The organism is Halochromatium sp. NSM3 (assembly GCF_059621085.1).
This window is the reverse complement of sequence record NZ_JCAQIA010000035.1, coordinates 14,620-36,694: the sequence shown is the minus strand read 5'-3', so window position 1 is coordinate 36,694 and position 22,075 is coordinate 14,620. Positions and strand designations below refer to the sequence as shown.

At 61.3% G+C, this 22,075-nt stretch carries 28 protein-coding genes; 4 read left to right on the top strand and 24 right to left on the bottom strand.

What is annotated here, in order from left to right; genetic code table 11:
- Positions 1 to 60: 60 nt before the first annotated feature.
- From AC54T3_RS13855 to AC54T3_RS13815, 9 genes are all read right to left on the bottom strand, one after another.
- The gene (locus AC54T3_RS13855) at positions 61 to 2,010 is read right to left on the bottom strand and encodes a Tn3 family transposase (protein WP_496625616.1); all 1,950 of its coding nucleotides are present in this window, start codon (positions 2,008 to 2,010) and stop codon (positions 61 to 63) included.
- A gap of 76 nt (positions 2,011 to 2,086) precedes the next feature.
- Entirely contained in the window at positions 2,087 to 2,446 is a 360-nt protein-coding gene (locus AC54T3_RS13850) for a DUF4158 domain-containing protein (protein WP_496625614.1), read from the bottom strand.
- Between the two features lie 140 nt (positions 2,447 to 2,586).
- The gene (locus AC54T3_RS13845) at positions 2,587 to 3,576 is read right to left on the bottom strand and encodes a sulfite exporter TauE/SafE family protein (protein WP_496625612.1); all 990 of its coding nucleotides are present in this window, start codon (positions 3,574 to 3,576) and stop codon (positions 2,587 to 2,589) included.
- Positions 3,577 to 3,659: 83 nt separating this feature from the next.
- Entirely contained in the window at positions 3,660 to 4,307 is a 648-nt protein-coding gene (locus AC54T3_RS13840; RefSeq protein WP_496625611.1) for a methyltransferase family protein, read from the bottom strand.
- A gap of 99 nt (positions 4,308 to 4,406) precedes the next feature.
- Positions 4,407 to 5,117, bottom strand: coding sequence for a hypothetical protein (locus AC54T3_RS13835; protein ID WP_410760818.1), 711 nt, complete (start codon positions 5,115 to 5,117; stop codon positions 4,407 to 4,409).
- The gene (locus AC54T3_RS13830; RefSeq protein WP_496625610.1) at positions 5,107 to 5,352 is read right to left on the bottom strand and encodes a sulfurtransferase TusA family protein; all 246 of its coding nucleotides are present in this window, start codon (positions 5,350 to 5,352) and stop codon (positions 5,107 to 5,109) included. The genes AC54T3_RS13835 and AC54T3_RS13830 overlap by 11 nt, the downstream gene beginning before the upstream one ends.
- 67 nt (positions 5,353 to 5,419) lie before the next feature.
- Positions 5,420 to 6,046 carry a DsrE/DsrF/DrsH-like family protein gene (locus AC54T3_RS13825; protein ID WP_410760816.1) on the bottom strand — a complete coding sequence of 209 codons (627 nt, stop codon included), beginning with the start codon at positions 6,044 to 6,046 and terminating at the stop codon, positions 5,420 to 5,422.
- Between the two features lie 139 nt (positions 6,047 to 6,185).
- Complete coding sequence (locus tag AC54T3_RS13820; protein WP_410760815.1) at positions 6,186 to 6,656, bottom strand: MerR family transcriptional regulator; 471 nt, start codon at positions 6,654 to 6,656, stop codon at positions 6,186 to 6,188.
- Positions 6,653 to 6,877: a hypothetical protein gene (locus AC54T3_RS13815; protein ID WP_410760814.1), complete on the bottom strand. Its 225-nt coding sequence runs from the start codon at positions 6,875 to 6,877 to the stop codon at positions 6,653 to 6,655. Before AC54T3_RS13815 ends, AC54T3_RS13820 begins: the two co-directional genes overlap by 4 nt.
- 251 nt (positions 6,878 to 7,128) lie before the next feature.
- On the opposite strand from AC54T3_RS13815, the gene AC54T3_RS13810 reads away from it, so the two are divergent.
- Positions 7,129 to 7,689 (top strand): recombinase family protein, encoded by a 561-nt coding sequence (locus AC54T3_RS13810; protein ID WP_496625607.1) that lies wholly within the window; start codon positions 7,129 to 7,131, stop codon positions 7,687 to 7,689.
- Positions 7,690 to 7,772: 83 nt separating this feature from the next.
- Here AC54T3_RS13810 and AC54T3_RS13805 read toward each other — a convergent pair whose 3' ends face one another.
- Positions 7,773 to 8,276, bottom strand: a complete 504-nt coding sequence (locus tag AC54T3_RS13805) for a DsrE family protein (protein WP_496625606.1) — start codon at positions 8,274 to 8,276, stop codon at positions 7,773 to 7,775.
- 107 nt (positions 8,277 to 8,383) lie between these two features.
- Positions 8,384 to 9,370, bottom strand: a complete 987-nt coding sequence (locus AC54T3_RS13800; protein WP_496625604.1) for a VTT domain-containing protein — start codon at positions 9,368 to 9,370, stop codon at positions 8,384 to 8,386.
- Positions 9,371 to 9,509: 139 nt separating this feature from the next.
- Here AC54T3_RS13800 and AC54T3_RS13795 point away from each other — a divergent pair, with 139 nt between their 5' ends.
- Complete coding sequence (locus AC54T3_RS13795) at positions 9,510 to 10,427, top strand: sterol desaturase family protein (RefSeq protein ID WP_496625602.1); 918 nt, start codon at positions 9,510 to 9,512, stop codon at positions 10,425 to 10,427.
- A gap of 83 nt (positions 10,428 to 10,510) precedes the next feature.
- On the opposite strand, the gene AC54T3_RS13790 is transcribed toward AC54T3_RS13795, so the two are convergent.
- The 10 genes from AC54T3_RS13790 to AC54T3_RS13745 all read right to left on the bottom strand — a co-directional run bounded on the left by AC54T3_RS13790 (position 10,511) and on the right by AC54T3_RS13745 (position 19,668).
- Positions 10,511 to 11,287 (bottom strand): ABC transporter permease, encoded by a 777-nt coding sequence (locus AC54T3_RS13790; RefSeq protein ID WP_323685444.1) that lies wholly within the window; start codon positions 11,285 to 11,287, stop codon positions 10,511 to 10,513.
- Positions 11,284 to 12,276 carry an ABC transporter ATP-binding protein gene (locus tag AC54T3_RS13785; protein WP_496625599.1) on the bottom strand — a complete coding sequence of 331 codons (993 nt, stop codon included), beginning with the start codon at positions 12,274 to 12,276 and terminating at the stop codon, positions 11,284 to 11,286. The genes AC54T3_RS13790 and AC54T3_RS13785 overlap by 4 nt, the downstream gene beginning before the upstream one ends.
- 64 nt (positions 12,277 to 12,340) lie before the next feature.
- Positions 12,341 to 15,451 carry an efflux RND transporter permease subunit gene (locus AC54T3_RS13780; RefSeq protein WP_496625597.1) on the bottom strand — a complete coding sequence of 1,037 codons (3,111 nt, stop codon included), beginning with the start codon at positions 15,449 to 15,451 and terminating at the stop codon, positions 12,341 to 12,343.
- The gene (locus AC54T3_RS13775; protein ID WP_496625595.1) at positions 15,448 to 16,347 is read right to left on the bottom strand and encodes an efflux RND transporter periplasmic adaptor subunit; all 900 of its coding nucleotides are present in this window, start codon (positions 16,345 to 16,347) and stop codon (positions 15,448 to 15,450) included. Before AC54T3_RS13775 ends, AC54T3_RS13780 begins: the two co-directional genes overlap by 4 nt.
- A 6-nt stretch (positions 16,348 to 16,353) precedes the next feature.
- Positions 16,354 to 16,596 carry a hypothetical protein gene (locus AC54T3_RS13770; RefSeq protein WP_496625594.1) on the bottom strand — a complete coding sequence of 81 codons (243 nt, stop codon included), beginning with the start codon at positions 16,594 to 16,596 and terminating at the stop codon, positions 16,354 to 16,356.
- A 20-nt stretch (positions 16,597 to 16,616) separates the two neighbouring features.
- Positions 16,617 to 17,186 carry a Spy/CpxP family protein refolding chaperone gene (locus AC54T3_RS13765; RefSeq protein ID WP_496625620.1) on the bottom strand — a complete coding sequence of 190 codons (570 nt, stop codon included), beginning with the start codon at positions 17,184 to 17,186 and terminating at the stop codon, positions 16,617 to 16,619.
- Between the two features lie 9 nt (positions 17,187 to 17,195).
- Positions 17,196 to 17,711 carry an anti-sigma factor gene (locus AC54T3_RS13760; RefSeq protein ID WP_496625592.1) on the bottom strand — a complete coding sequence of 172 codons (516 nt, stop codon included), beginning with the start codon at positions 17,709 to 17,711 and terminating at the stop codon, positions 17,196 to 17,198.
- Positions 17,712 to 17,764: 53 nt separating this feature from the next.
- Entirely contained in the window at positions 17,765 to 18,322 is a 558-nt protein-coding gene (locus AC54T3_RS13755) for an RNA polymerase sigma factor (protein WP_496625590.1), read from the bottom strand.
- 65 nt (positions 18,323 to 18,387) lie between these two features.
- Positions 18,388 to 18,672, bottom strand: coding sequence for a hypothetical protein (locus AC54T3_RS13750; protein WP_496625588.1), 285 nt, complete (start codon positions 18,670 to 18,672; stop codon positions 18,388 to 18,390).
- A 54-nt stretch (positions 18,673 to 18,726) separates the two neighbouring features.
- On the bottom strand, positions 18,727 to 19,668 hold the full coding sequence (locus AC54T3_RS13745; protein WP_496625586.1) for an MBL fold metallo-hydrolase: 942 nt from the start codon (positions 19,666 to 19,668) through the stop codon (positions 18,727 to 18,729).
- Positions 19,669 to 19,670: 2 nt separating this feature from the next.
- Here AC54T3_RS13745 and AC54T3_RS13740 point away from each other — a divergent pair, with 2 nt between their 5' ends.
- Together AC54T3_RS13740 and AC54T3_RS13735 are read left to right on the top strand one after the other, a co-directional pair.
- On the top strand, positions 19,671 to 20,423 hold the full coding sequence (locus tag AC54T3_RS13740) for a hypothetical protein (RefSeq protein ID WP_496625584.1): 753 nt from the start codon (positions 19,671 to 19,673) through the stop codon (positions 20,421 to 20,423).
- Positions 20,424 to 20,432: 9 nt separating this feature from the next.
- The gene (locus AC54T3_RS13735; RefSeq protein ID WP_496625583.1) at positions 20,433 to 20,621 is read left to right on the top strand and encodes a hypothetical protein; all 189 of its coding nucleotides are present in this window, start codon (positions 20,433 to 20,435) and stop codon (positions 20,619 to 20,621) included.
- A gap of 149 nt (positions 20,622 to 20,770) precedes the next feature.
- Here AC54T3_RS13735 and AC54T3_RS13730 read toward each other — a convergent pair whose 3' ends face one another.
- The 3 genes from AC54T3_RS13730 to AC54T3_RS13720 are packed head-to-tail and all read right to left on the bottom strand — an operon-like array spanning position 20,771 to position 21,522.
- The gene (locus AC54T3_RS13730) at positions 20,771 to 21,043 is read right to left on the bottom strand and encodes a DUF4926 domain-containing protein (RefSeq protein WP_496625581.1); all 273 of its coding nucleotides are present in this window, start codon (positions 21,041 to 21,043) and stop codon (positions 20,771 to 20,773) included.
- On the bottom strand, positions 21,003 to 21,353 hold the full coding sequence (locus tag AC54T3_RS13725) for a DUF6883 domain-containing protein (RefSeq protein WP_496625618.1): 351 nt from the start codon (positions 21,351 to 21,353) through the stop codon (positions 21,003 to 21,005). The genes AC54T3_RS13730 and AC54T3_RS13725 overlap by 41 nt, the downstream gene beginning before the upstream one ends.
- Positions 21,337 to 21,522, bottom strand: a complete 186-nt coding sequence (locus AC54T3_RS13720) for a hypothetical protein (protein WP_496625622.1) — start codon at positions 21,520 to 21,522, stop codon at positions 21,337 to 21,339. Before AC54T3_RS13720 ends, AC54T3_RS13725 begins: the two co-directional genes overlap by 17 nt.
- Between the last annotated feature and the right edge of the window lie 553 nt (positions 21,523 to 22,075).

Below are 22,075 nucleotides of genomic sequence, written 5' to 3'. Positions count from 1 at the left end.
ATGCGCCTTTCCTCGGCGGAAAAGGGGCTTGGCTGAAGAAGCTTGCTAATCAGGTCTCGCTTAAGGCAGGGCCAGGCGAGTGCTCATATCGAGCTCGAAGCGGTCGTACGGGTTGACGTGTTCCCAAATCAGCGGCGTTAGCGCCGCATAGCCGCGAGGGGTGAGCCGTCCCTGCCAATGCGGTCTCGCCAGCACCGTTTGGATCATCAGGGTGTTGATGTAGACCATGCAGTTCTGGATCAGATGGAGCGCGAGCATGCTGATCTCGTGGTCCTCACGCCGGTTTCTGACCATCTCGCCACGCCGGGCGAAGAAGACGAAATCAGTCGCCCCGTTCCACTGCTCGACAACGTTGAGTCCCTCGTTGATCTCACGCCGCAGGGCTTCAGAGTGCAGGTAACGGCATAGAAAGATGGTCTTGATGGCCTTTCCAAGCTCAGCCAATGCCTTGTAGGTCGGGTGCTGCACGTTCTGCCGGGTGAAGCGTCGCAGGATGGCCTCGGTCTCAGCGGTCCCCTGGCGCAGTGCCGCCGTGTACTTGATCATCTGGTCGTACTGCTGGCGGATCACCTCCCAATCGATCGGTCGAGTCAGAATCAGCTGGAGATCCTTGTAGGCATCGGCTTTGCCGGTTTCCGGCCGGTACAGCTTCTGCGCGTGGATGGCCTTCAGTCGGGGCAGCAGTGCAAAGCAAAGGAGGTGGCAGAAGGCGAAGGCAACCGTACTTTGACCGTGCGAATCGACGTACTGGCGGTTGACTTCCATCTCGGTGCAGTGATGAAGGACACCCTCAATCATCGAGGCCACCTCTGACGACGACGGCGACTTCAGCTGGCTGTGAATGCACAGCGACTTGCGCTCGACATGCCAGTAGATCATGACGCCACGCCCGCCATAGCGGACATGCCATTGGGTCGTCAGGTTTTGATCCCAGGCGCCGAAATGCTTGGAGTCCGAGGCACAGGCCGTCGTCCCCTCTCCCCAGATGGCCGGGTTGCGGGCCTGTAGCGCCCCATTGGCGATGATAGCAATGGCCCGGCGCATGGCGTCGACGTTGAGATAGCGTCGGCGCACATAGGTCAGATCCTTGGCCGTCGCTCCCGAATCCAGACTCGCCATGCGCTGCAAGCCGGCGTTGGTGCCCATCCCGTGCAGGCACAGCAGCAAGCGTGGCTGCAAGACTGCACGCTCCAGGGTCTCGTAGGCAGTCGGGCTCTTGAGCACCTCGGTGAAGCCGAGCCGAAGATCCGTTTCCTTGACCATATCGAGCAGGCTGGTCATCGGCCAGGTGGCGTTGAGGGCGGTCAGGTTGGGCGGATCGGGTTGGGCGTCCAAGGGTGTCAGGGTGATCCAGCTCCGGCCCTTCTTGGTGCTGAGTCGGACGGCCGGATTCGTCTTCAAACCGGCATCGAGGGCACTCAGGGCCTCACGCACCTTGGTCCGCAGGTCGGTGACGAAGTGCTCCGCGTCCAGCGGCATCTTCAGCGCTTGATAATAGCGTTCGCGGTTGTGCTCGAAGTCGGACGGCAGGTCCTCGTCGGGATTGCGATAGCGGTTGGCCCCAACGACCCAGATCTCCTTGCAGCGCAGGCGCTCGCGCAGGGCCTCCAGCACGGCGATTTCATAGGTGATGCGGTTAACGCGATCCTGGCCGGCGGCGTCCTGCTCCACCACCGCCTCGCGCCACAGCCCCCGTACGACGCCATCGATGAGTGGAACCGCCTCCTCAGGCGGAAAGAGCTGAACCTTGCTCTGCGCAAAGCGCTTGACCAGCTCGAGCGCGGCCATCACCAGGCGGTGGCGGTCGTTGTTGCAGCGGAAATCGAGAGCAGCCAGTAGCTGGGGTACCATGCGCCGGTAGTGCCCGCGGTAGGAGTTGCGGATCACCGCGCGCAGGGTGAGGCGGTAAGCGTCCAGCCGCTTGCGTGTCGCCGACGAGAGCCGCTCGAGCGTGCGGCTGTGAAAGCGGTCTTCGTAGACGCGCACCGCCGAGCGGGCGATGCGCTCCATCCGCTCGACGGTCGGTGGCTCGAGGGTGAGCTCGCGACAGCGTGCCTCCAGACGCTCGCTCAGTGGCGCGATCTCGTTACCGATCGCGCCGATGACCTGATCGCACAGCCAGCTCGCCAGAGTGTCTGCATCGGCGACCGTGGCTTCGCGGAAGCCAAAACGGCTCCTGAATCTCGGCGCGCAGGCGTTCGGCGGTACGTCCTCTGGGGAAGGCGTCCTCATCTGCGGGAAGCGGAAGATCGAGTTGCTCGCTCAGCGTACGGATCGCTTGTGCGTCGATCTCGGAGGCATCACGTGCAAACCGGCCTCGCTCACGGAAGAAGACCAATAGAATCGCGAAGCCAGGCCTGTTGGCTTGGTTTTTTGTCCTGATCGCTTCCCGTTCGCTTGGCGTGAGGGTCCATTGATCCTGCCTGCCCTCGAAGCCGCTCCGCATACCGTTCCTTTCCCAACTCTGTTCACCCCGACCGCCCGATTCTGGTGCGCAAAATCATGGACATGTCGAACTCACGCACCCTGCTCGACCCCTGTTGCGAATCAGTTCCCATCGTGCATGGTCTAACATCTCTTGACGCGTCAGGTTTCTTCAATGGTTACGGGCTTATAACGTTCGACCCGAATCATCGATGCATAGAATGTGAAACATACCAACATTGCAACTGTGCTATACATCATTAGTTCCGTTGTCAACGGCATCACAAGAACCGTACTTACTAGATCGATGAAAATGAGTCCTATCAAAAGATTCGCAATAGTTCTGCGCGACATGTAGCTACACAGCATGGCACCTACCGGCGCTCCGACTACAACTACTGGGATTGCGGCCATCCAATAACCGTGCACCTCATCAGTCATCTCCCCCAGCAAGCCGAAATACACGAAGCACCCAACCAAGGAGTTCACTGCCATCAGGATCACTGATGTCGGAGTGGCCACTTTCTCGCTGACTCTAAACAGAATCACAAGACAAGAGAAAGTCACGATGTCCAATCCTGTTCCCACAACGCTGGACAGAAATCCCCCAAGAGCGCCAACTGCTACTAATAAGCTCACCTCTACGGTTCCGTTGGCTGGCAATTGCTCGTGATGAGAACGTTCTCGCCGATTCAAGACATAAAGCACTACGCCAAAGCTGCTTACCATGACAGTAAACGTGATCTTCGTGACATCCGGTGGTAGATAGTGAGCGGGTCCAGTCGCACCAAATGCCATACCCAAAGCACCACCGATACTAGCCCATATGATGACTCGCCAATCTACTTTAATCCCCATCAATACAATGACTACCGAAGCCGCAGTCATGCCAACACCCTGAATCGCCAAGGCAAACAGTTTGGCGTCCCACGGTGCGATATGTAGCACCTTAGTAAAGACGGGAAAGGCTATAGCGCCTCCTCCTTCACTGGTAGCGCCCGCAATAACGGAACCGAACATCATTGTCACAGTAATCGGCCACCAATCTCTGACTGCTGAGAATGCCACTTCGGGACCGTACCAGAACAGCCATATCGACCAGACGAGCGCGACAATGCCGAAGCTAATACGAAGGTGGTTTCGTAAATCCATTTAGTGGACCTCAAGAGGGTGGCTGAGAAAACCTCAGTTAGCGCCACGCGAAGCGGCGAGACTGCCGTCAATTACGAGCAATGCTAGTAGACATAAGGCACGATAGCGTAGGTATCAGTCCGATACGACACATATTCTTCGCCAAACACATTTACAAGACTTTTCTCTTCGATCCAAATCCGATACAAGTACGCTGGAATCCCAAGCGCCAAAAATACTGCCAATGCGACACCACTCTTCAGTATCAAGGTGATGCCGAGAAACCCAAGAATCAGTCCTGTGTAGCTGGGATGACGTAGCAAGCTATAAATGCCATCCTTGACGATCTGGTGATCGTGTCGTACCTGCACTTTCGTCACAAAGAACCGTCCTAAAGTACTGATCGAAATATGCCGCAACCAAACCCCCACAGCTAAGAACAACGCGCCTGCGATGGGGGCTGCATCTGGCAATGCGAATAGTGCCGCATCCTTTCTTAGCCCGTAGTCAGCGAATGCCAATGCTACTGAGATGAAAGAGATAATGAGAAAAGACCTTGAAAGTATTCCGAAAGTTCTGCTTTCACCTTGCGCATGCCCAAGTTTTACACGCATAGCTTCCATAGCCAACCATCCGGCGAATAGGGCGTTGGCAATCAGCATGATTGTGTCTGGAAACATGCCGCTGTATATGACAACTGCAATGAAATAAAGCTCGAAGAGCGATAAAGCGATCACGGTCTGCAGCTTCATGGTAGATTTCCTCTATCAGTTGTTTGTCAGTCATACGAATCAATAATTACGATCGCAAGGCCAAACGGCAGTTTGTTTACGATTGAGCGCTCTGGACATTCATTTCACATCGGCGTAAAAAGCTGAACTCAGACCAGCGACACGAAGCGTACAATGATCATTCGTAAGATAGAATGCGCCATGCGCGTAATCCACAGAGTGGCTAGCAAGGTACTGATCGAAAGCAATCAACAGGTCTTGTATGGCGATGCCTAACGACGTTCGTTTCTCGTAGAAGAGGCAGGATTCCTCAAAGCTTTTTTTTGCTGCTCGAGAATTCGTTTGACCAATTCTAATGAAATGCAGTTCCAGCTCATGAAGCAACTGCTCGTGAGTCAAACGATTTCTTAGTGATTTAATGATATCGTAATCTGCGCGTACGCCGTGCGGCACCATTGACAACAAAGAGCTAGGTAGAAAGGAGCGCATCGTGTCACGTTCAACGCAGCCCTGTAGCAGGTCTTCGTTGATAATTTGTCGTATGTCTGGCAAAGGATCAGATCCCGTACGAATCTCAAGTTGATGAAGTGCAATAGCTTCGTTCCTGTGACCACCGATACCGACACCACAGAGATGGTGGTCGAGTATGTCGTGCACCAAGACAGAGGTCGGAAGACGTGATCCTGTTTCTGATGTGGATGCAATCACGGAAGGCTCGGTCAAAGAGCAGTCGAGTTTCCAGCCGCGAGCACCGAAACCATCATGCCAGGTGTCACGATACGTGGCGGGTACTATGACACCGGCCATCTGAGGGGTGGCGTTAGGAGTCACGACGAACGGAACTCTTACGAATCGTAAACTCGAACGAATTGTCAGAGCCTCTGGCGATGACCAGTTCGTTACCAGTGACCTGGCAAAACGACGTCATGTCAGTGAGGGAGCCGGGATCGGAGGTAAGTACGGTGAGCACCTGACCGTCAGTCATGTGGGCGATAGCCTTCTTGGTTTCCAAGATGGGCATCGGGCAGCTCAAGCCGCGAGTATCAAGGGTGTCATCATAGTTCATGCTTATCTCTTCCTTTGGTGGATAGGGAGATGCTGGTTGCGAGCCTCTGGTGTCTGCGCCGAAGCACTCAAAGAAACAAGGTGAGCCGGCTGTTTAATGCCTCGTCCATGAAAGTCGCGACGCCACCGAGCTGAACGCCGGGAATGAGCTCCGTTTGCTTGATGCCCATGAGGTCCATGGCCATCGTGCAACCGATCATCCGGGTACCCATCTCGGTGACCAGTTCACGCATCTCTTCAAGCGATGTGATGTTTTTCTCTCGCATCATGGTGCGCATCATGCGCGGCCCCAGTCCGAGCATGTTCATCTTCGAGAGTCCCATCTGCCGGCTGTTCTCGGGTAAGAACACGCCCATCATGCGTTGCCGGAAGTCCTTCCCGTCGAGGTGGGTCTCTCGGCGGATCGCGCTTAGACCCCAGAAGGTGAAGTACATCGACACCTCCATGTCCATTGCGAGTGCGCCGCTGGCCACCGCGAAGGCGGCGAGAACCTTGTCCATCTCATCGGAGAACACGACGATGGAGACTTTGTTCTGCGGGGCGCGTCGCTCCAACGCTGTGACCCGAGTTTCCAGGTCCTCCTTCGCGCTTTCTCCGGATCTTGCCGCTAGGAGTCTCTCGACTTCCTCGCGCACAAGCGCGCGCATCCGCGGATCAAGATCCTTCATTGGAGCCACGTTCGAGGGGGTATTCATTGGGCGATCTCCTCTTCTGACAGTCAATGCAACCTGGTCTGCTGCGCAGCTGAATCGTGGGAAGCAAAGCGACCTGTGCGGCACCTGCTGTGGTCCTGAGGTCAGGACGACTTACAACCCCGCACTCACGGGGCCGCAGTCAGCGCGACCCCGCTTCGTCCCAGACGACATTCAAGACGGCGATGTCCCGTACACCGACACTCACCGGGCACTGATTGCAGCTCTCGGGGGCGGGGCGTTGTTGACAACTGTGACAGCGCTTAACCAACGCTAAGGCGCGCGCGATGTCTTGGCGCTGTTCCTCAATCGCGCGGGCACGCTGCTCGAGCTCGGCATCCATCTCTCTGAGTCGCGAGGCCACCGCCCGACTCGCCTCATCGCCGGTCTGGCTGGATCCCCGCAGGCCGGCCAGTTCAGAGAGCTGATGCAAGGAAAAGCCGAGTCGAGCCAGACCAAGTAAGGCAGCGAAGCGCGCTTCATCGGCCTCGTTATAGAGACGAGTCCCACCGGGCGTGCGGCCGGGATGCACCAAGCCGTTCTCTTCGTAGAACCTCAAGGTTCGCACCGTCGTCCCCAGACGCTGCGCGATTGCGCCAATCTTTAGGCTCATAGATCGACAATCTGGACCTGGTAGCCCTGTTCACGAACCGCCGCGAGGATGCGGTGCGGGGGTGAGCGTACGGGATCGGTCGGAAAGAACATCAGGTGCGGCTTCGCGGAGTGGTGAGCCTCGTTGGAGACACCCAACCGTTCTGCAAGTGTGGTGACCAGTTGTTGCTTGGTCTTGGCATCCAGAGCTTCTTTGAAGTGCAACATCACGTCACTGGGCATGAGAGATCCTCCGTAAAAAAGGCGCTTGCGTTATCTGCCGCTCACGTCAGATATTTATATCTTACGTTAACGTTAGATAGATTTCAAGCCCAAATTTTCGCGATGATGCGGTCGTCAGATTGGAGTAACCCTAAATTGACGTCAGGAGAAGCCGCAGGAAAGTGTCAGAATAGAGTTGATGATCTTTTTAATTGACACATTCTCCGCAGGGTCATCGTGTCTTTTCCTGACACAATCATCGGAGAGCGCCCATGCAAGGCCAGCGCATCGGCTATATCCGCGTCAGCAGCTTCGACCAAAATCCGGAACGCCGGCTCGATCAGGTGCAGGTCAATCGCGTGTTCACCGATAAGGCGTCCGGAAAAGACATCCACCGCCCGGAGCTCGACCGGCTGCTGGCCTTCGTGCGCGAGGGTGATACTGTGGTGGTGCACAGCATGGATCGTCTCGCGCGCAACCTTGATGACTTGCGCCGCTTGGTGCAGACGCTCACCCAGCGCGGCGTCCGTATCGAGTTCGTTAGAGAAGGGCTGACGTTCACGGGCGAGGATTCGCCGATGGCGACGCTGCTGCTGTCGGTCATGGGCGCTTTTTCGGAGTTCGAGCGGGCTCTTATCCGCGAGCGACAGCGTGAGGGGATTGCGCTGGCGAAACAGCGCGGGGCGTACAGGGGCCGCAAGAAGGCGCTCTCCTCGGAGCAGGCCGCAGAGCTACGCCGCCGGGCCAGCGCCGGAGAGCAGAAGGCGAGCCTTGCCCGCGCGTTCGGGGTTAGCCGTGAGACGCTCTACCAGTACCTGAAAGGGCAGGATTGACGGTTCTGCGAGATGGCGGCTGATGACGCGACTGTTGGGTCTACCCCGACGGCTGGGACGGGCCGACTCGCACTTTGGGTCGCTTACATGATCGGGATGGTCGCGTAGCCCTTGGCCTGATAGCCGATCTGCGAGACGAAGGTGTTGCCGACGACCTCAAGGCCCGGCAGCAGCGTTTCGTTGTCGATGTTGGCGAGGCGGGTCGTGATCGAGCAGACCTCCATGCGCACCTTCGGCTTGGCCAGCAATGCTTTGATCTGCTGAGCGATCTCGTCGTAGACGGCTTCCTCGTCCAGCGGCACATCGGTGCGCTCGGTGCTGACCAGGCGCGCCGAGGGACTGCGGAAGGTGAAGATCATGTCGGGCTCGACCCCTTGGCGCTTGAGGTCCTCGTAGGTCTCGTCGATCACGCGCAGATTGACCAGCAGTGCGCGCGGATTCCCCATGTTGATGTCCCAGGCGACCTTGCCAGCGGTGACGCCGGCGAGGGCCTGCGCGTCGCTCGGTTTCTCGGCCAGCGCGGTGCCTGGTACCAGTGCCGACAGCATGAGCAGGATCGGGAAGAACGAAAGGGCGGTTTTTTTCATCGGATAGCTCCGTTGGTGGTGGGTGGTGGGTGGTGGGTGATCGTGTCGTGGTGAATGACCCTGTGCGCCGCGCGAGTCCGGCGGACCGTCGGGTCCGGGAACGCGGCTCAGTCGGCCTGTCGATGTGCTTGTTCGACCGGCCAGCCGTTGGCCAGCCAGGCGGTCATGCCGCCCTGGACCACCTGCACCTGGCCGAAGCCGCGGCTGGCGAGCAGTGCCGCGGCCTTGGCCGAGCGGCGGTCGGTGCGGCAAAGCAATGCGATCGGGCGCTCGAGGTCCGGCCCGAGTGCCTCGATCCGCTCAGGGAGGGCCTCCAGCGGGATATTGACGGCCTCGGCGAGATGGCCCTGCTCGCCGACGAAATCCTCGGGCGTGCGCACGTCGAGCACCAGGAGGTGTTTGTCTCCGGCGTCGAGGCGGCGCTTCAAGTCCGCGACCGGCAGCATCGGGCGCTGACGCAGGCGCGCGATCAGCTGCGGCAGGAAGGCCACTGCGGCCAGCAATGCCAGCGCGATCAGGCCGTTGCGGATCAGCCCCTCGCTGCCGGCCATTGCCTCGCGACCGACGAAGCCCAGGTAGGTATAGGCCAGGGCCCCCGGCAGCATGAACACCAGGGTCGCCAGCAGATAGGGCAGAAGGCGGATGCGGGTCAGGCCCAAGGCGTAGTTGAGCAGGTTGAACGGAAACAGCGGCACCAGCCGGGTGAAGGCGACGAAGCGCCAGCCCTCGGCCTCGACGCCCTGGATCAGCCGCGCAAGAAGGCCCTTGGCGCGTGCCTGGACCCAGCCGCCGGCGAGATGGCGCGCAATCAGAAACGCCAAGCCGGCGCCGAGCGTGGCCCCGATCAGGTTGTAGAGCGTGCCCCAGAGCGGGCCGAACAGGGCGCCACCGGCCAGCGTCAGCACCGTGCCGGGCAGGAACAGCACCGTCGCCAGCGCATAGAGTCCGATGAAGATCAGCGGTGCCGCGGCACCAGCGCCGCTGACCCAGGCCTCCAGTGCTGCGACGTCGAGCCGATCGCGGTAGAGCAGGGCGGTGGCCACCGCGCCGACGAGCAGCAGGGCGCCTAGGGCGCGGATCAGCGTGCGATGCATGGCGGCCTCCGGTGGATGCGTGAGAAGATCGAAACATTCAACCTAATGGTTGATCAAAAGATTGCGATCTGTCAAGCTTCTTCCCTCATTAACCCGGGCTTCGGCCCCTGCTGACCCCAAGGCGGAGAGACGCTGCACGATGGACAGTTTCATCCAAACCCATGAGGCGATGATCCGCCTCGGCTTCTTCCTCGGGGTGTTTGCGCTGATGGCGACCTGGGAGGTTATCGCGCCCTCGCGCGCGCGGATGCTGACCCGCGTGCAGCGCTGGAGCAGCAACATCGGTCTGGTGGTGTTGAACACGGTGTTGCTGCGGCTGCTGTTTCCGGCCGCCGCAGTCGGTATGGCGCTGTACGTCAACAGTGCCGGCTGGGGGCTGCTCAATGCGCTGGCCTGGCCGTTCTGGGCCGAGGTCCTGTTCGCGCTGCTGGTGCTCGACTTCGCCATCTGGGTGCAGCATGTGCTCTTCCATGCGGTGCCGGCGCTGTGGCGGCTGCATCGGGTCCACCATGCCGATCTCGACTTCGACCTGACCACTGGCGCGCGCTTCCATCCGCTCGAGATCATCCTCTCGATGCTGATCAAGTTCGCTGTGATCGCCGCGCTCGGACCGCCGCTGGTCGCGGTGATCCTGTTCGAGGTCATCCTCAACGCGATGGCGATGTTCAACCATGCCAATATCGCGCTACCAGCCTGGGTCGATCGCCCGTTGCGCTGGCTGGTCGTGACCCCGGACATGCACCGCGTGCATCACTCGATCGAGGACGACGAGACCAACTCCAACTTCGGCTTCAACCTCTCCTGGTGGGACTGGCTGCTCGGCACCTACCGCGCCCAGCCGCGTGCCGGCCAGCAGGGCATGACCATCGGCATCCGCCAGCATCGCGAGCCCCGGCGTGTCGACCGGCTCGACGGCATGCTGGTGCTGCCCTTCGTTGGCCAAGTGACCGAGTATGCGATCAACCGCCGGCAATGGGCCGATGCGCCCGAGCCAAACGAGGCGGGAGCGCCAACTCAGGTGCACAAGGTCAGGGAGACGCGCTTGGATGAACGCTGACACTCAGGAGGTATCACAGCAACGCAACAAGTCTGCGGAGCCGATCCTCAGCCGAGGTCATGGCGCAATGCGTCGCCTGTCATTTAGCTGATCCAGCGCCGTCGGATACTGAACAGACTGAACAGAAACAAGCCGACGCCATAGACGCAGAGGATGCCCAGATCGAGCGCGAGGGGCAGACTGTTGCCGCCATGCACCGCGCCATGCAGCGCATCCGCGCCGTAGCTCAGGGGTAGGAGCCAGGCGAGCGGCTGCAGCAGCAGCGGCAGATCCGCAATCGGAAAGAACAGGCCGCAGAGAAAAATCATCGGGAAACGAAAGAAGTTCGATAGCGTCTGGGCCTCGAACACCTCGGTGACGGCCACGGCCACGAACAGCCCGAGAAAGGTCGAGACCACCGCGATCAAGACGACCGCCACCGCGAACCAGCCCCACGCCACTGGCGTGAGATCGACCAGGAAGGCCGCCAGAATGATGGGCACGCAGGCGTTGGCGACGCCGAACAGGATAGCGCCGCTGGTCTTGGCCAGCATCAGCAGCTCCAGTGGGATCGGAGCGAGCAGCAGCCGCTCGAAGGAGCGGCCCTTTTTCTCGAAGGTGACCGTGATCGCCAGCATCGAGGTCGTACCGAACAGGATGGCGATCGCCACCACACCAGGCAGCAGCGAGCGGATATCCTCGACGCCGCCGGAGCGGATGAAGAACATGCCGGTCCAGACCAGTGGAAAGAGCAGGCCCCAACTGATGTTGGGGGGCTTGAGGTAGTAGGTGCGCATGTCTTTGCGCAGGATGCCCCAGAAGGCGGTTGCCCAAGGGCGCCAGCGGGTGCGTCCGCCCCTTTCCATCGCGGCATGATTCATTGGCCACCTCCCGCGCGCTCGCGCTCCTGACGCATGGCGTCGGTCGCGATACCCGTAACGCGCACGAAGACCTCTTCCAGCGATGGGCGCAATCGGCGTGCCTCGAGCACCTCGATCCCCTGTTCCTCAAGCCAGCGCACGATAGCGCCCACGCGCAGTGCCGCGCCGGCCTCGGTCTCTGCCTGGAGCACACCGGGCTCCGGGCAACTGAAGTCCAGCTCGGGAAAGGCCGTGTTCAGCCCGCCCGGCACGTCGTTCAGTCCATCGCTGCTGGTGATCCGCACCCGCTGCCGGTCTTGCAGCGGCTCGAGCAGTTGTGCGATCGAGTCGATCCGCACGATCTGGCCGGAGACGATGAAGGCGATGCGCTCACACAGCCGCTCTGCCTCCTCAATGTAATGAGTGGTCAGGAAGATGGTGGTGCCGGCGCGGTGGAGTTCGGCGATGAGCTGGCGCAACTGGCGGGCGCTGGCTACATCGAGGCCGGTGGTCGGCTCGTCCAGGAACAGGATCTTGGGTCGGTGGATAATGCCGGCAGCGATGGTGAGCCGGCGCTTCATCCCCTTGGAGTAGCCGCCGAACTTGCGTCCTGCTGCTTCACTGAGGCCAAAGGCTTCGAGCAGTTCGCGCGCCCGGGCCTCGCGCTCGCGCTTCGGCAGACCATAGAGGGCGCCGCAGAAGCTGAGATTGTCACGGCCGCTGAGCTCGGGGTAGAGATTGCTTTCATCCGGCACCACACCGATCAGGTGCTGGGCCGCGCGGGCTCGGCGCGTGCAGTCGATGCCACCCAAACGGATCGACCCGGCATCCGGGCGCGCCAGCCCGGTGAGCAGATTGATCGTCGTGCTCTTGCCGGCGCCGTTGGGGCCGAGAAAGCCGAACAGCTCGCCCTGGCGCACGCGAAACGCGATCCCCGCGACGGCCTCGACCCTGTCGAAGCCCTTGGTGAGGCCCTCGACGACGATGGCGTCGGGCCTGTCATGCGTCATTTGTATTCCCTCTCCTCGAGTATCTGGGAGTCGGTGAGGTTCATGAACCGGGGCCGTCGCCTGCTCAACCAGCCTGCACCGGGTGATGACGCCGGTCGTTGGCGCTTGATGCGCGTGCCGGCTGTCGGTTTGCGATCACATACAGACAGGGCATCAGGAACAAGGCGACCAGCATTTCCATCCCCAAGCCGCCGATGGCCGCGACTGCCATGGGTTGCAGCATGTCCCCGCCTTCGCCCAGGTTGAGCGCCAGCGGCAGGAAGCCGATGGTGGTCGTCACTGTGGTCATGACCCGAGGCCGCAGCCGCAGTCGGGCGGCATCGAGAACCGCCTGTTGGGGTGAGCAGGCCTGCCGCTGCGCCAGCTCGTTGGCATAGGTCAACAGCAAGACGCCGTCGTTGACCGTCGCCGCCACCACGACCAGGACGCCGATAATGACCGTGGCGCCCAGCGGGATTTGGGTCAGCGCCAGCAAATACACCACCCCGGCCAGACTGACCGGAACCGTCCCCAGAATTAGTCCTGGCAGTTTAAGGCTGTTGAACTGAACCGTCAGCACGATGAACGAGAAGAACAGCGCGAAGGCCAGCACGGCCAAGACGGTCTCCGTCATCTCGGCCATCATCTCCGCACTGCCGCTGAGCGCGAACTGATATCCGGCTGGTCGCTCGATGCGGTCCAGCGCCTGGCGCAGCTCGCGCACGGCACCGGCCAGATCCTGACCGACGCTATCCGCCTCGATGGTCACCTGCCTGATCTGATTCTCGCGGATGATCTCCACCGGCCCAGTGCCCAACGTCACGGTCGCGATGTCGCGCAAGCGCAGCACCTCGCCCGCAGCTAAAGTTAGCGGTAGATCCTCGATCGTCTGTCTGGAGGTCAAGCGCTCCTCCGGCACGATCAGGCGAATGGCGTAGTATTCACTGCCCTGACGGTAGCGCGTGGCGACCGCTCCGGTGATCAGCGTGTGCAGGGAGGTCGCGACATCCGCCACCGACACACCGAGCGCGGCGGCTTTGACGCGATCCACCCGGACCTGATACTCGGGCTTGCTCAGATCGACGGAGACGAAGACATTCTCGAAGGCATCCAGGTTGCGGATCTGCTTCTGGGTCTTGCTCGCAAGCTCGGCCAGGGTGTCCATGTCTTGCCCGCGAACCTGGACGATCACATCCGAGGCACCCAGGCCGTGAATACCCTTGATCGGCATCTGTTTGACCATGACCTTGCCGCCAGGCGGTTGCTGCTTGGCGATGGCGCGGCGCAGGCGGGCGACGTACGCCTTGGTGCTGATCTCCCGCGCGGCCTTGGGGATCAGTTGGATATCGACTTGTCCTTCATTGGCGATCTCGTAGGTGGTCAAGCCCCTAACCTGTCCTCCGGTCAGGGCGAAGGTGCTCTCGATCACGGGGTCGCCCTGGATCTGCGCCTCGATGCCGCGCACCACGCGGTCGGTTTCGACGACAGCGGTTCCAGTCGGCATCTTGACCTTGACCATGACGCGGCCGTCGTCGATGAGCGGCAGGAACTCGCCGCCGAGCCGTCCCGATAGCGCCAAGGCACCGGCCACCAGAATCAGGAACAGCGCCATGACCAGCCATCGCCAACTGATCACTCGCTCGAGCAGCCCGGCGTAACTGAGCGTCAGGCGCTCGAACAAACGCTCGAACCATCCCGCCTGAGGGGGCGGTCGGCGACCGCCGAACAGGGTGGCGGTGATCATGGGCGTGACCGCGACGGCCACCACCAGACTGATGACAACGATCCCGGCAATGACCAGAATCAGTTCCCGAAACAGCAGGCTAGTCAGCCCAGGGACGATCAGAAAGGGCACAAAGAGGGCAAGAAACGACAGCGTGGCCGCGAGCAGCGCCGGTCCGACTTCGGCCGTAGCCTCGATCGCCTGCTCGGCGGGGTCCTGCTCGGGCCGCTCGTGCCGCCAGCGCGCGATGTTCTCCACTACGACGATGGAGTTATCCAGCACCACGCCGATGGCGACGACCAGGCCGCCGAGGGAAAACAGATTGAGTGAGAAGCCGGCGAGCTTCATCAGGCCGAAGTTGACGATCAGGGTCACCGGCAGGGCGATGACCATCACCAGCACCTGTCGCAGGCTGCCCAGGAACAGATAGACGACCAGGATCAGCAGGACGGCCGCGGCCAGCGCGGCGTTGCGAACCGCGTTCAGCGCCTGCTTGACGTAGACCGCCTGGTCCTCGACATACCCGAGCTGCAGCCCCGGAGGCAGCTCCGGCTCCAACTCGCTCAGCAGCGTGGCCACCGCCTCGGCGGTTTTCACGGTATTGGCCTCGGCTGCCTTCAGCACCGATAGTTTGACACTGTCACGGCGATTGAACCGAGTCATCAGCCGTGCGTCCTCGTGGCCGTCGATCACCTCGGCGATGTCGCGTAAGTAGACCTTCCGGTGTCCCTCTCCAGCCACCATGACCTGGCGGATATCATCGAGCGTTGCATACTCGCCCAGGGTCCGGGCGATGATCTCCCGAGGTCCGACCCTGACCCGGCCGCCGGTCTGCTCGACATTGTCAGCGGCCACGTCGCTGATCACCGCATCGAGGGTAAGCCCATGCTTTTCCAGCGCCGCGGGGTCCAGCTGAATGCGGATCTCGCGCTCCAGCCCGCCGATCACCTCGGTCCCGGCCACGCCCGGGGCAGCCAGGATGCGATCCTGCAGCCAGTTGTCGGCCCAGTCCCGCAACTGCACCAGATCCCAACGGTCCGAGCTCAGGGTCAGCTGCATGACCGGCAACTGCGAGGGGTCGGCCTTGTAGACATAGGGCGCTTCGATGTCGTCCGGCAAATCCTGCTCGGCGCGCGTCAAAGCGGCAAGGACATCCTGGAAGGCGACATCGACATCCGCGCCATCGTCAAAGTTGACGTCCAGGTTGTAGATTCCCTCGATGGCCGAGGACTCGAGTGAATCCAGATGATCCACCGTCGACATCAGGCGCTCGATGGGATCAGCGATGTCGGTCTCGATTTCATGCGGTGTGGCGCCAGGCCACTTGATTTGCACCTTGACGAGTGGGTAGGTGATGTTGGGCAGATAATCCAACGGCAGGCGCCACAGGCCATAGAGCCCGAGGACGACCAACGCCACCACGATGGCGCTGGTGGCAAGCCGGCGGCGGACGGCGTAGCGGGTTAGGATCACTGGCCGCCTCCGGCCCTGCTGGAGCCTTCCGCCGTCGGCTCGGCCTGGGTCTGAGCTGACGTCTTGGTGGACGTCTTTGCTGGCGCGATCTGGACTTCAGTGCTGTCCTTCAGCCGCTCATTTCCGGCAACGACAACCTTGTCACCGACATGGATTCCGGAAACGATCTGCACGCGGTTGTCCGCCTCGATACCGGTTTCCACTGCGCGAGCCAGCGCTTTTCCGTCCTCGACCACAAAGATGATCGAACCCTCGGGGGTGTCGGTGAGGGCCTCGACGGGCACGACCACCGCTGCTTCCGCGGTTTCCAGCAACAAGGTCAGCCGCGCGAACATGCCGGGCAGCCAATCGACGGATGGCGGCAGGGCAATCTCCACCGTGCGAGTACGGAGCTGCGAATCCAGATAAGGATAAAGACGCTCGATTCGGCTTGAAATGGCCCGGTCGGGCACGGCATCGAGGTGCACCTCGACTGGCATTCCGGTGCTGACCGCCGCCGCATGTCGCTCTGGAATCGCCGCGCGAATCACCAGGCTGGCTGGATCGTAGAGCTCCAGCAGCACGGTTCGGGGGGCGACAAACTCGCCGACTTTGACCTCGACCCGGGACACCACGCCGGACCAGGGTGCCTTGATGTCGTAATCCCGGGCTGTCTCCTCGGCCTGGATCAGCGCGGCGTGGACCTGCTCATAGGCGGCCCTGGCCTGGTCCAGATCCTCGGCGGACAACGCTTGGCTGGCAACGAGCCGCTGGCTCCGGCTCAGGTTGCTCGCTTCCTTTTTCAGCTCTTCGCGAAGCGACAGGATCAACGCCTCAGCGCCCTGTTTTCTGCCGATCGACACCAGGATTTCATCGGTTGCCACCTGGTCAGCCTCGCGAACCTTGACAGCGATCACCGGTCCTTAGGCGGGAGAGGCCAGGCGGGCAACGCGATACGCCTCCACCGAGCCGCTCAACGTCAGCGTCCGCGCGATGCTGGAGGTGGCCGCAGTGATGACCTGCACTCGGGGCAGCGGCTTGCCTGTGTTGGGCTGTTGCGTCTTTGCGGATTCGGCGGTATCGCGCCCGGCGGCGCGATCAAGGGAAACGCCGTCGAGGGAGAGCAGCCCGGCCACCGCAACGGTGGCGATCAGCAGCGCGATCAATAAGAGGACACGGTGGTTGCTCATTCCGACTGCCCCGGTTTCGACGACGGATTCGGCATCGGGCTGGGCAGGGGATCGGTCTGCTCATCGAGCACCCGTCCAAGACCTTTCCCTTCAGCCATGCCGTCGGCAACGCGGCTGTGCTCGCGCAGCGAGCGCATGAGGCGTTGCGTTTGCTCGGGAGACAGGAGTCGCTTTTGCATCAGCAAGTGGTCGATGACCATGTTCTGCATCTGCCGCTGGTGGGTGAGAATCGCCTCCTGCGTGGCCGCGATCGCGGCCTCGTCCACCTCAGGCATGGCCAGCAGCTCCAGCAATTGGTTGCGGAGCGCCTGGATTTGTCGACGCTGATCTTGTGCGCTGGCGCGAAAATCCCGAGCCAAAGGTGCGATCTGGCGCCACTGCGCCGCGCTGACGCCGATCTCACGATGCAGCAGCGACGGCACGCTCGGATTCACCGGCCCAGCGGATCGAGGGTCGCTGTCGCCGACGTCTGATGCGGGGAGCCATTGGATCAACCACACGGCGATAAAGGCCAGATTCAAGCCCACGGAGAGGGCAAACAGGGGTTGGCGCAGGGTATTCCACATCACAGATCCTCATCCTCCTTCGGCTAGGAGCGTTAGCGCAGCCGCCTCAATGGACCCTTGGGGCGTGGCGCTCAGTACATCGAAGGCATACAACTGGCTTGCAGCCTCTAGCGGGTCTTTCGGGCTCATCCGTTGGACAGAGTCAACCTTTTGGCCACCAGTCAACCCCATCGAGGCGCCCAAGACCAAGCCCAGAACGAATGTGGCGCTCGTCGCCCCCCTGAGCAGCCAGGGTTGCAACAGGGGCTCGCGCCTGTTCCACAGGGCCGCTCGTGGACCCCCGCGATCTTGCAGTGCTTGCTGGCGGTCGGCCGCTGCGATCCTTATCCGGCTTGCTAATGCAGCGGGCATCGGAGGGATAGGGTCGGCTGCCAGCAGTGGCTCGAGTTCGCGCAGCGCCAGCACCTCGTGACGACATATCGGGCAGTCCGCCAGATGTTGCTCCACGGCGTGGCCCAGCGCTGTGGGCAGCTCACCGTCGAGATAGGCGTTCAGATATTTCCGATAGTTGCCGCATGAGCGCATCGCTGTCACCTCGCTACCAATCATGAAACGCGCGAGCCTGGAAAAACCCCCGCTCAAGCATCGAAAAAGTCTTCCCGAGACCCGAGCAGACGGCGCAGCCGCTCCCGGCCACGGGCGAGCAGTCGTTCCGCCGCTTTGGCGGTGATCCCCATGGCGGCGGCGATCTCCTGGTAGCCCAGGTCTTCCTCGTAGCGCAGCACAAGGGCCAGTCGTTGGTTGGGGGGAAGTGCGTCAAGGGCCGCGCGAACCGCAAAGGCGGTTTCTTGCCGCATCATCCTCTCTGCCGCGCTGGGGGCGGGATCGGGCTGGTCTGGAACCCGGTCGAGCAGCACCGGCTGGTGTTTCCTGGCTCGGTCCAGGCAAAGGCGAGAGATAATCCGGTAGAAATAGGTTCGAAACTGCGCGCTCGGCCGATAGCGTCCGGAGGCGTCGAGGAGGCGTAAGAAGGCCTCCTGGACAATCTCGGCGGCGTCATCCTGATTCCCGGCGAAGCGATAAGCGACCCGCCAAGCCCAGGCTTGATGACGCTCGACCAGCCGGGCAAACGCCGTCATGTCGCCGCGGCCGGCAGCCTGCAGCAAGACTTCATCCTGCTCGGTGTGATTGGACATGCGAATGTCGCCGAACGCTGAAGCGACTGGCTTATCGTGGATGGGACAGGGTGGACATCAAGCGCCTAGGCTCTCGGGCCACAGATAGCGCAATGCCAGAGCGAGCAGGAGCAGCGCCGTGAAGCCGCGAAGCAGCTGCTGTGGAACCCAAGGCTGGACTCGGGCATCGAGAAAGGCACCGGCCAGTCCGCCGAGGCCGCTGGACTGGCGAACCCGAGCACCGAGAGCTGAAACGGCACCGGCAGGAAGGCGCCGGAGATGCCCACCATGCTGGTGAAGAAGGCGATAATCAGCGGCGGCAGCCAGGGCCATGTCTCCACGCCCGAGACCGGAAAGAGTAGCGGGCTCATGGGCGATCCTTCGGCTGACAGGTTGCTTGGAGTGCGGATGTCGGGACCCTTGGGTTACTCCCATTCCATCTCCTGGAACACCTGCTGAGCATTACGGCCCTTAAGAGATTGATAGTCTTCTAGGTGCGCGAATCGAGATTGATCCAATGTGCCAATCTGTGTGATATCGCCGCCATCCTCCATGAAGGCGCCAACCGTCTCGCGCAGGAAGACCAAGTAGTCGAGCGTGTCGGCGCGAGCCTGGGAGAGGTCGGTAGCGGGGCCGTGCCCCGGCACGATGACCTTGGGCTCCACTGCGGCTAGGATCTCGAAGGCCTCGATCCAATGCGCGCTGCTGGAATGTGGCATCACGCCGGGCATACGCCCGACATAGACCACGTCGCCGCTGAATGCGACGCGCTCGTCCGGCAGCCAGACGAGACTGTCGCCCGGTGTATGGGCCGGGCCGATCCTGCGCAGCTCGAAGCGCGTATCCCCCAGGCTGAAGGTCATGGTCTCGTCGAAGGTTTCATCTGCGTATACCGGCTCGGTGCCGGCGAGACCGTCGACACCCACCAGATTCTGAAGCCTGAACAGCTGCTCTTTGAGCCGCGCGCGCTGATCCTCGACCGCTGCCTGACTCGCGATGATGCGCGCGCCGCGTTTCTTGAAGTACTCATTTCCCAGCCAGCGGTGGTCCTGTCCGCCAGTGTTGATGACGATCTTCACCGGCTGATCGGTCACCTGATCGATGAGCGCATCGATCGCTGCTGCGCCCTTGGCGCTGCCGCCAGGATCGATCAGCACCACGCCGGCGTCGGTGACAACGAAACCGAAGGTCGCATTGTTGCCGAGGTTTTCGGGCGTGCGGTTGCCAAAAGGGCCGACGATGGCGTAGATGCGGTCGCTGATCGGCTGCAGGCGCAGACCGGCGTCCTGGTCCGCTGCCAGCGCGACGCTGGCGAGCAGCAGGAGCGCCATCAGCATTAGCCAGGACAGCAGTGTTGGATTTGGCATGGGTGTCTCCTGATCATTTGGGTGATGTCACCAAAGGTATCGCTGGGCTTGGATCAAGTCGATCCATTCGCGTCTTCATCCTCTCCGCCTTCTACGCCTGGTATTACCCGCGGCTGCTGCAGGCTCGGCGCCGTCGCGGCCGCGCCAAGCCTGGGCGCTGGATGGGGCGGCTGTTTCGCTTCATCCACAAGTATCACCTCAAGCTCGGCATCTGGAGCGCCGGCTTTCTGCTGTTGTTTGGCCTGACCGGCTTCTTCATGCGCCCGCCAATGCTGATGCTGCTGGCCGGCGACGTGCCGGCGGCTTGGTATCCGGGGCCGCTGCCGGCCAATCCCTGGCAGCACAAGATCAAAAATGCGCTCTATGATCCCGCCGAGGAGCAGGTGTTGATTCAAGCGGATGATGGCGTCTGGCGCGGCCGCGCCGATCTGTCGGGGCCGTTCACGCGGATCAATCTGCCAGCGCCGATCTTCGTGATGGGCGCGACGGTTTTCGACACCCAGCCCAATGGCTCCTATCTGGTCGGCTCCTTCAGTGGCCTCTATCGGGTCGATCCGAGTGCCGAGCGTGCGGTCAATCTATTGGTCGATGAGGCCCCCGACGTCGAGCGCAGCATGCGTCCGGCGGCGACCATGGTCACCGGCTGGCTGACCTCACCGGAGGGCGACGCCTACATCGCCACCCATTATCAGGGCTTGGTGGCCAACAGCGGTGCAGCCGCCGATGCCTTTCAGATGCCTCCAGAGGTGCGCTAGCAATATCGGATGCCGCTCTGGAACTATCTGTTCGAGGTCCACAACGGGCGATTTTTCCAAGAGTGGCTCGGCGGCGGCTACATCCTGATCGTCCCACTGGGTGCCTTGCTGCTGGTGCTGATCACGCTGACCGGTGTCTATGACTGGCTGCGCAATCAGCTTGCGCATCGGCGGCGTCAGCGTCAGCGTCTAGCCTGAGTGCTGAACGTCAGTGGTGGCCGGCCCGCGACGATGACATTGTGACGGGGTCGGGAAACCAGGTCGCTGATGACCGAGGACTTAACATGACCCACAAGCCGCGGCGCTTTCCGCCGTCAGTTTGACGGGCGTGATCTATTTTCACTTGTTCACGCAGCTTCGACTTTCGAATAATGAAGCACCATCAAGTCTTCTTCCTTAATCCCGAGCATCGCGTACGCCTTGCCATCGTCTCCGCAAAACTCGACCTCATAGGCGGATTTTCCAAGCGTCTCTACGACAGTACCAACTTGCCCTTTGACCAACTTCGCCTCTGGTAAATCTCGAAGTAACGCGACCACTTCCAACTCTTTGATTTTGAATGACATAAAAGGATGGTACTCATAGTACGAAACAGGAAGTAAGACGAGGTGTTGTTTCACCGGCCCTGATGATCCATGTGCTTCTTATCATTGCTTGCCTTTCGCCCCTAACGTAAGCGAAGTCAACGACATAACGAGCACCGTACTCATCAATGGTTCCGATAGCACAATCGTGAGAACTCACTGTCTGTAGCAAGGCGTCCTTGAGTTCTCTCGCGTGAGCCACCGTCATCCCTAAAGCCGAGAGAAACACTCGTGCTTTGTGTTTACCTCTCGGATGTTCATGACACAAGCAGTAGTCTATGAGTTTCCGGATATCAACAACTGCCTCGTCTGCGTTCTGGACTTTCACCTCACCTCTTCCAGGCATAACGCCTGTGTTCAGCAGCATTCGAGGCGCCACCAGCTTTGCTGCAGCAAAGCAGGTGGCGGGCCAAACTTCCAGTCACCAGTCGTCGGGCATTCGGCATGAGCTTGATGGACTCGTCCAGCTGGATGATGCGGCCATCGTCGTGGGCCTTGACAGTGATCGCCGGCATCGGCATCTCCTCCAACGGCGGGACAGGCACGCTCGACGCGATATAGCGCGGATGGCAGCGAGGTGATCGACCAAGGCGATTGTCCCGCCGCCTGAGTCGGCTCGTACAGAACGCGCGCTAGGCTGCTGAATCGTCCAGCGATCCGGTTCACTACGCCAGGCCACGCGCTATCATGCGCCATGGCCCGGATCTGAGCATCCCTGATGGCCAGCGACAATGACCTGAGAAGCCATCTGTCCAGGAGCGACTGTTCATGCAAGCCCAACCGACGCAGATTTCCAGCGCGCTGTTTCTACTGATACTGGCCCTCACGCCAGTGCCGTCTTTGCTGGCCGGCTCAGCGCCGTCGGATGCGCATGCCGATGCCAGCAGCCATGCCCAGGCCGACGCCGACGAGCGCACCCTGGTCGAGCTGCCGGCGCCGATGCGTGCCCACATGCTCGCCAACATGCGTGACCATCTGGCCGCTATCGAGACCGTCTCGCGCCAGCTCGCCGCCGGCGACTATAGTGCCGCCGCCGACACCGCCGAGGCGCGACTCGGCGTCAGCGCC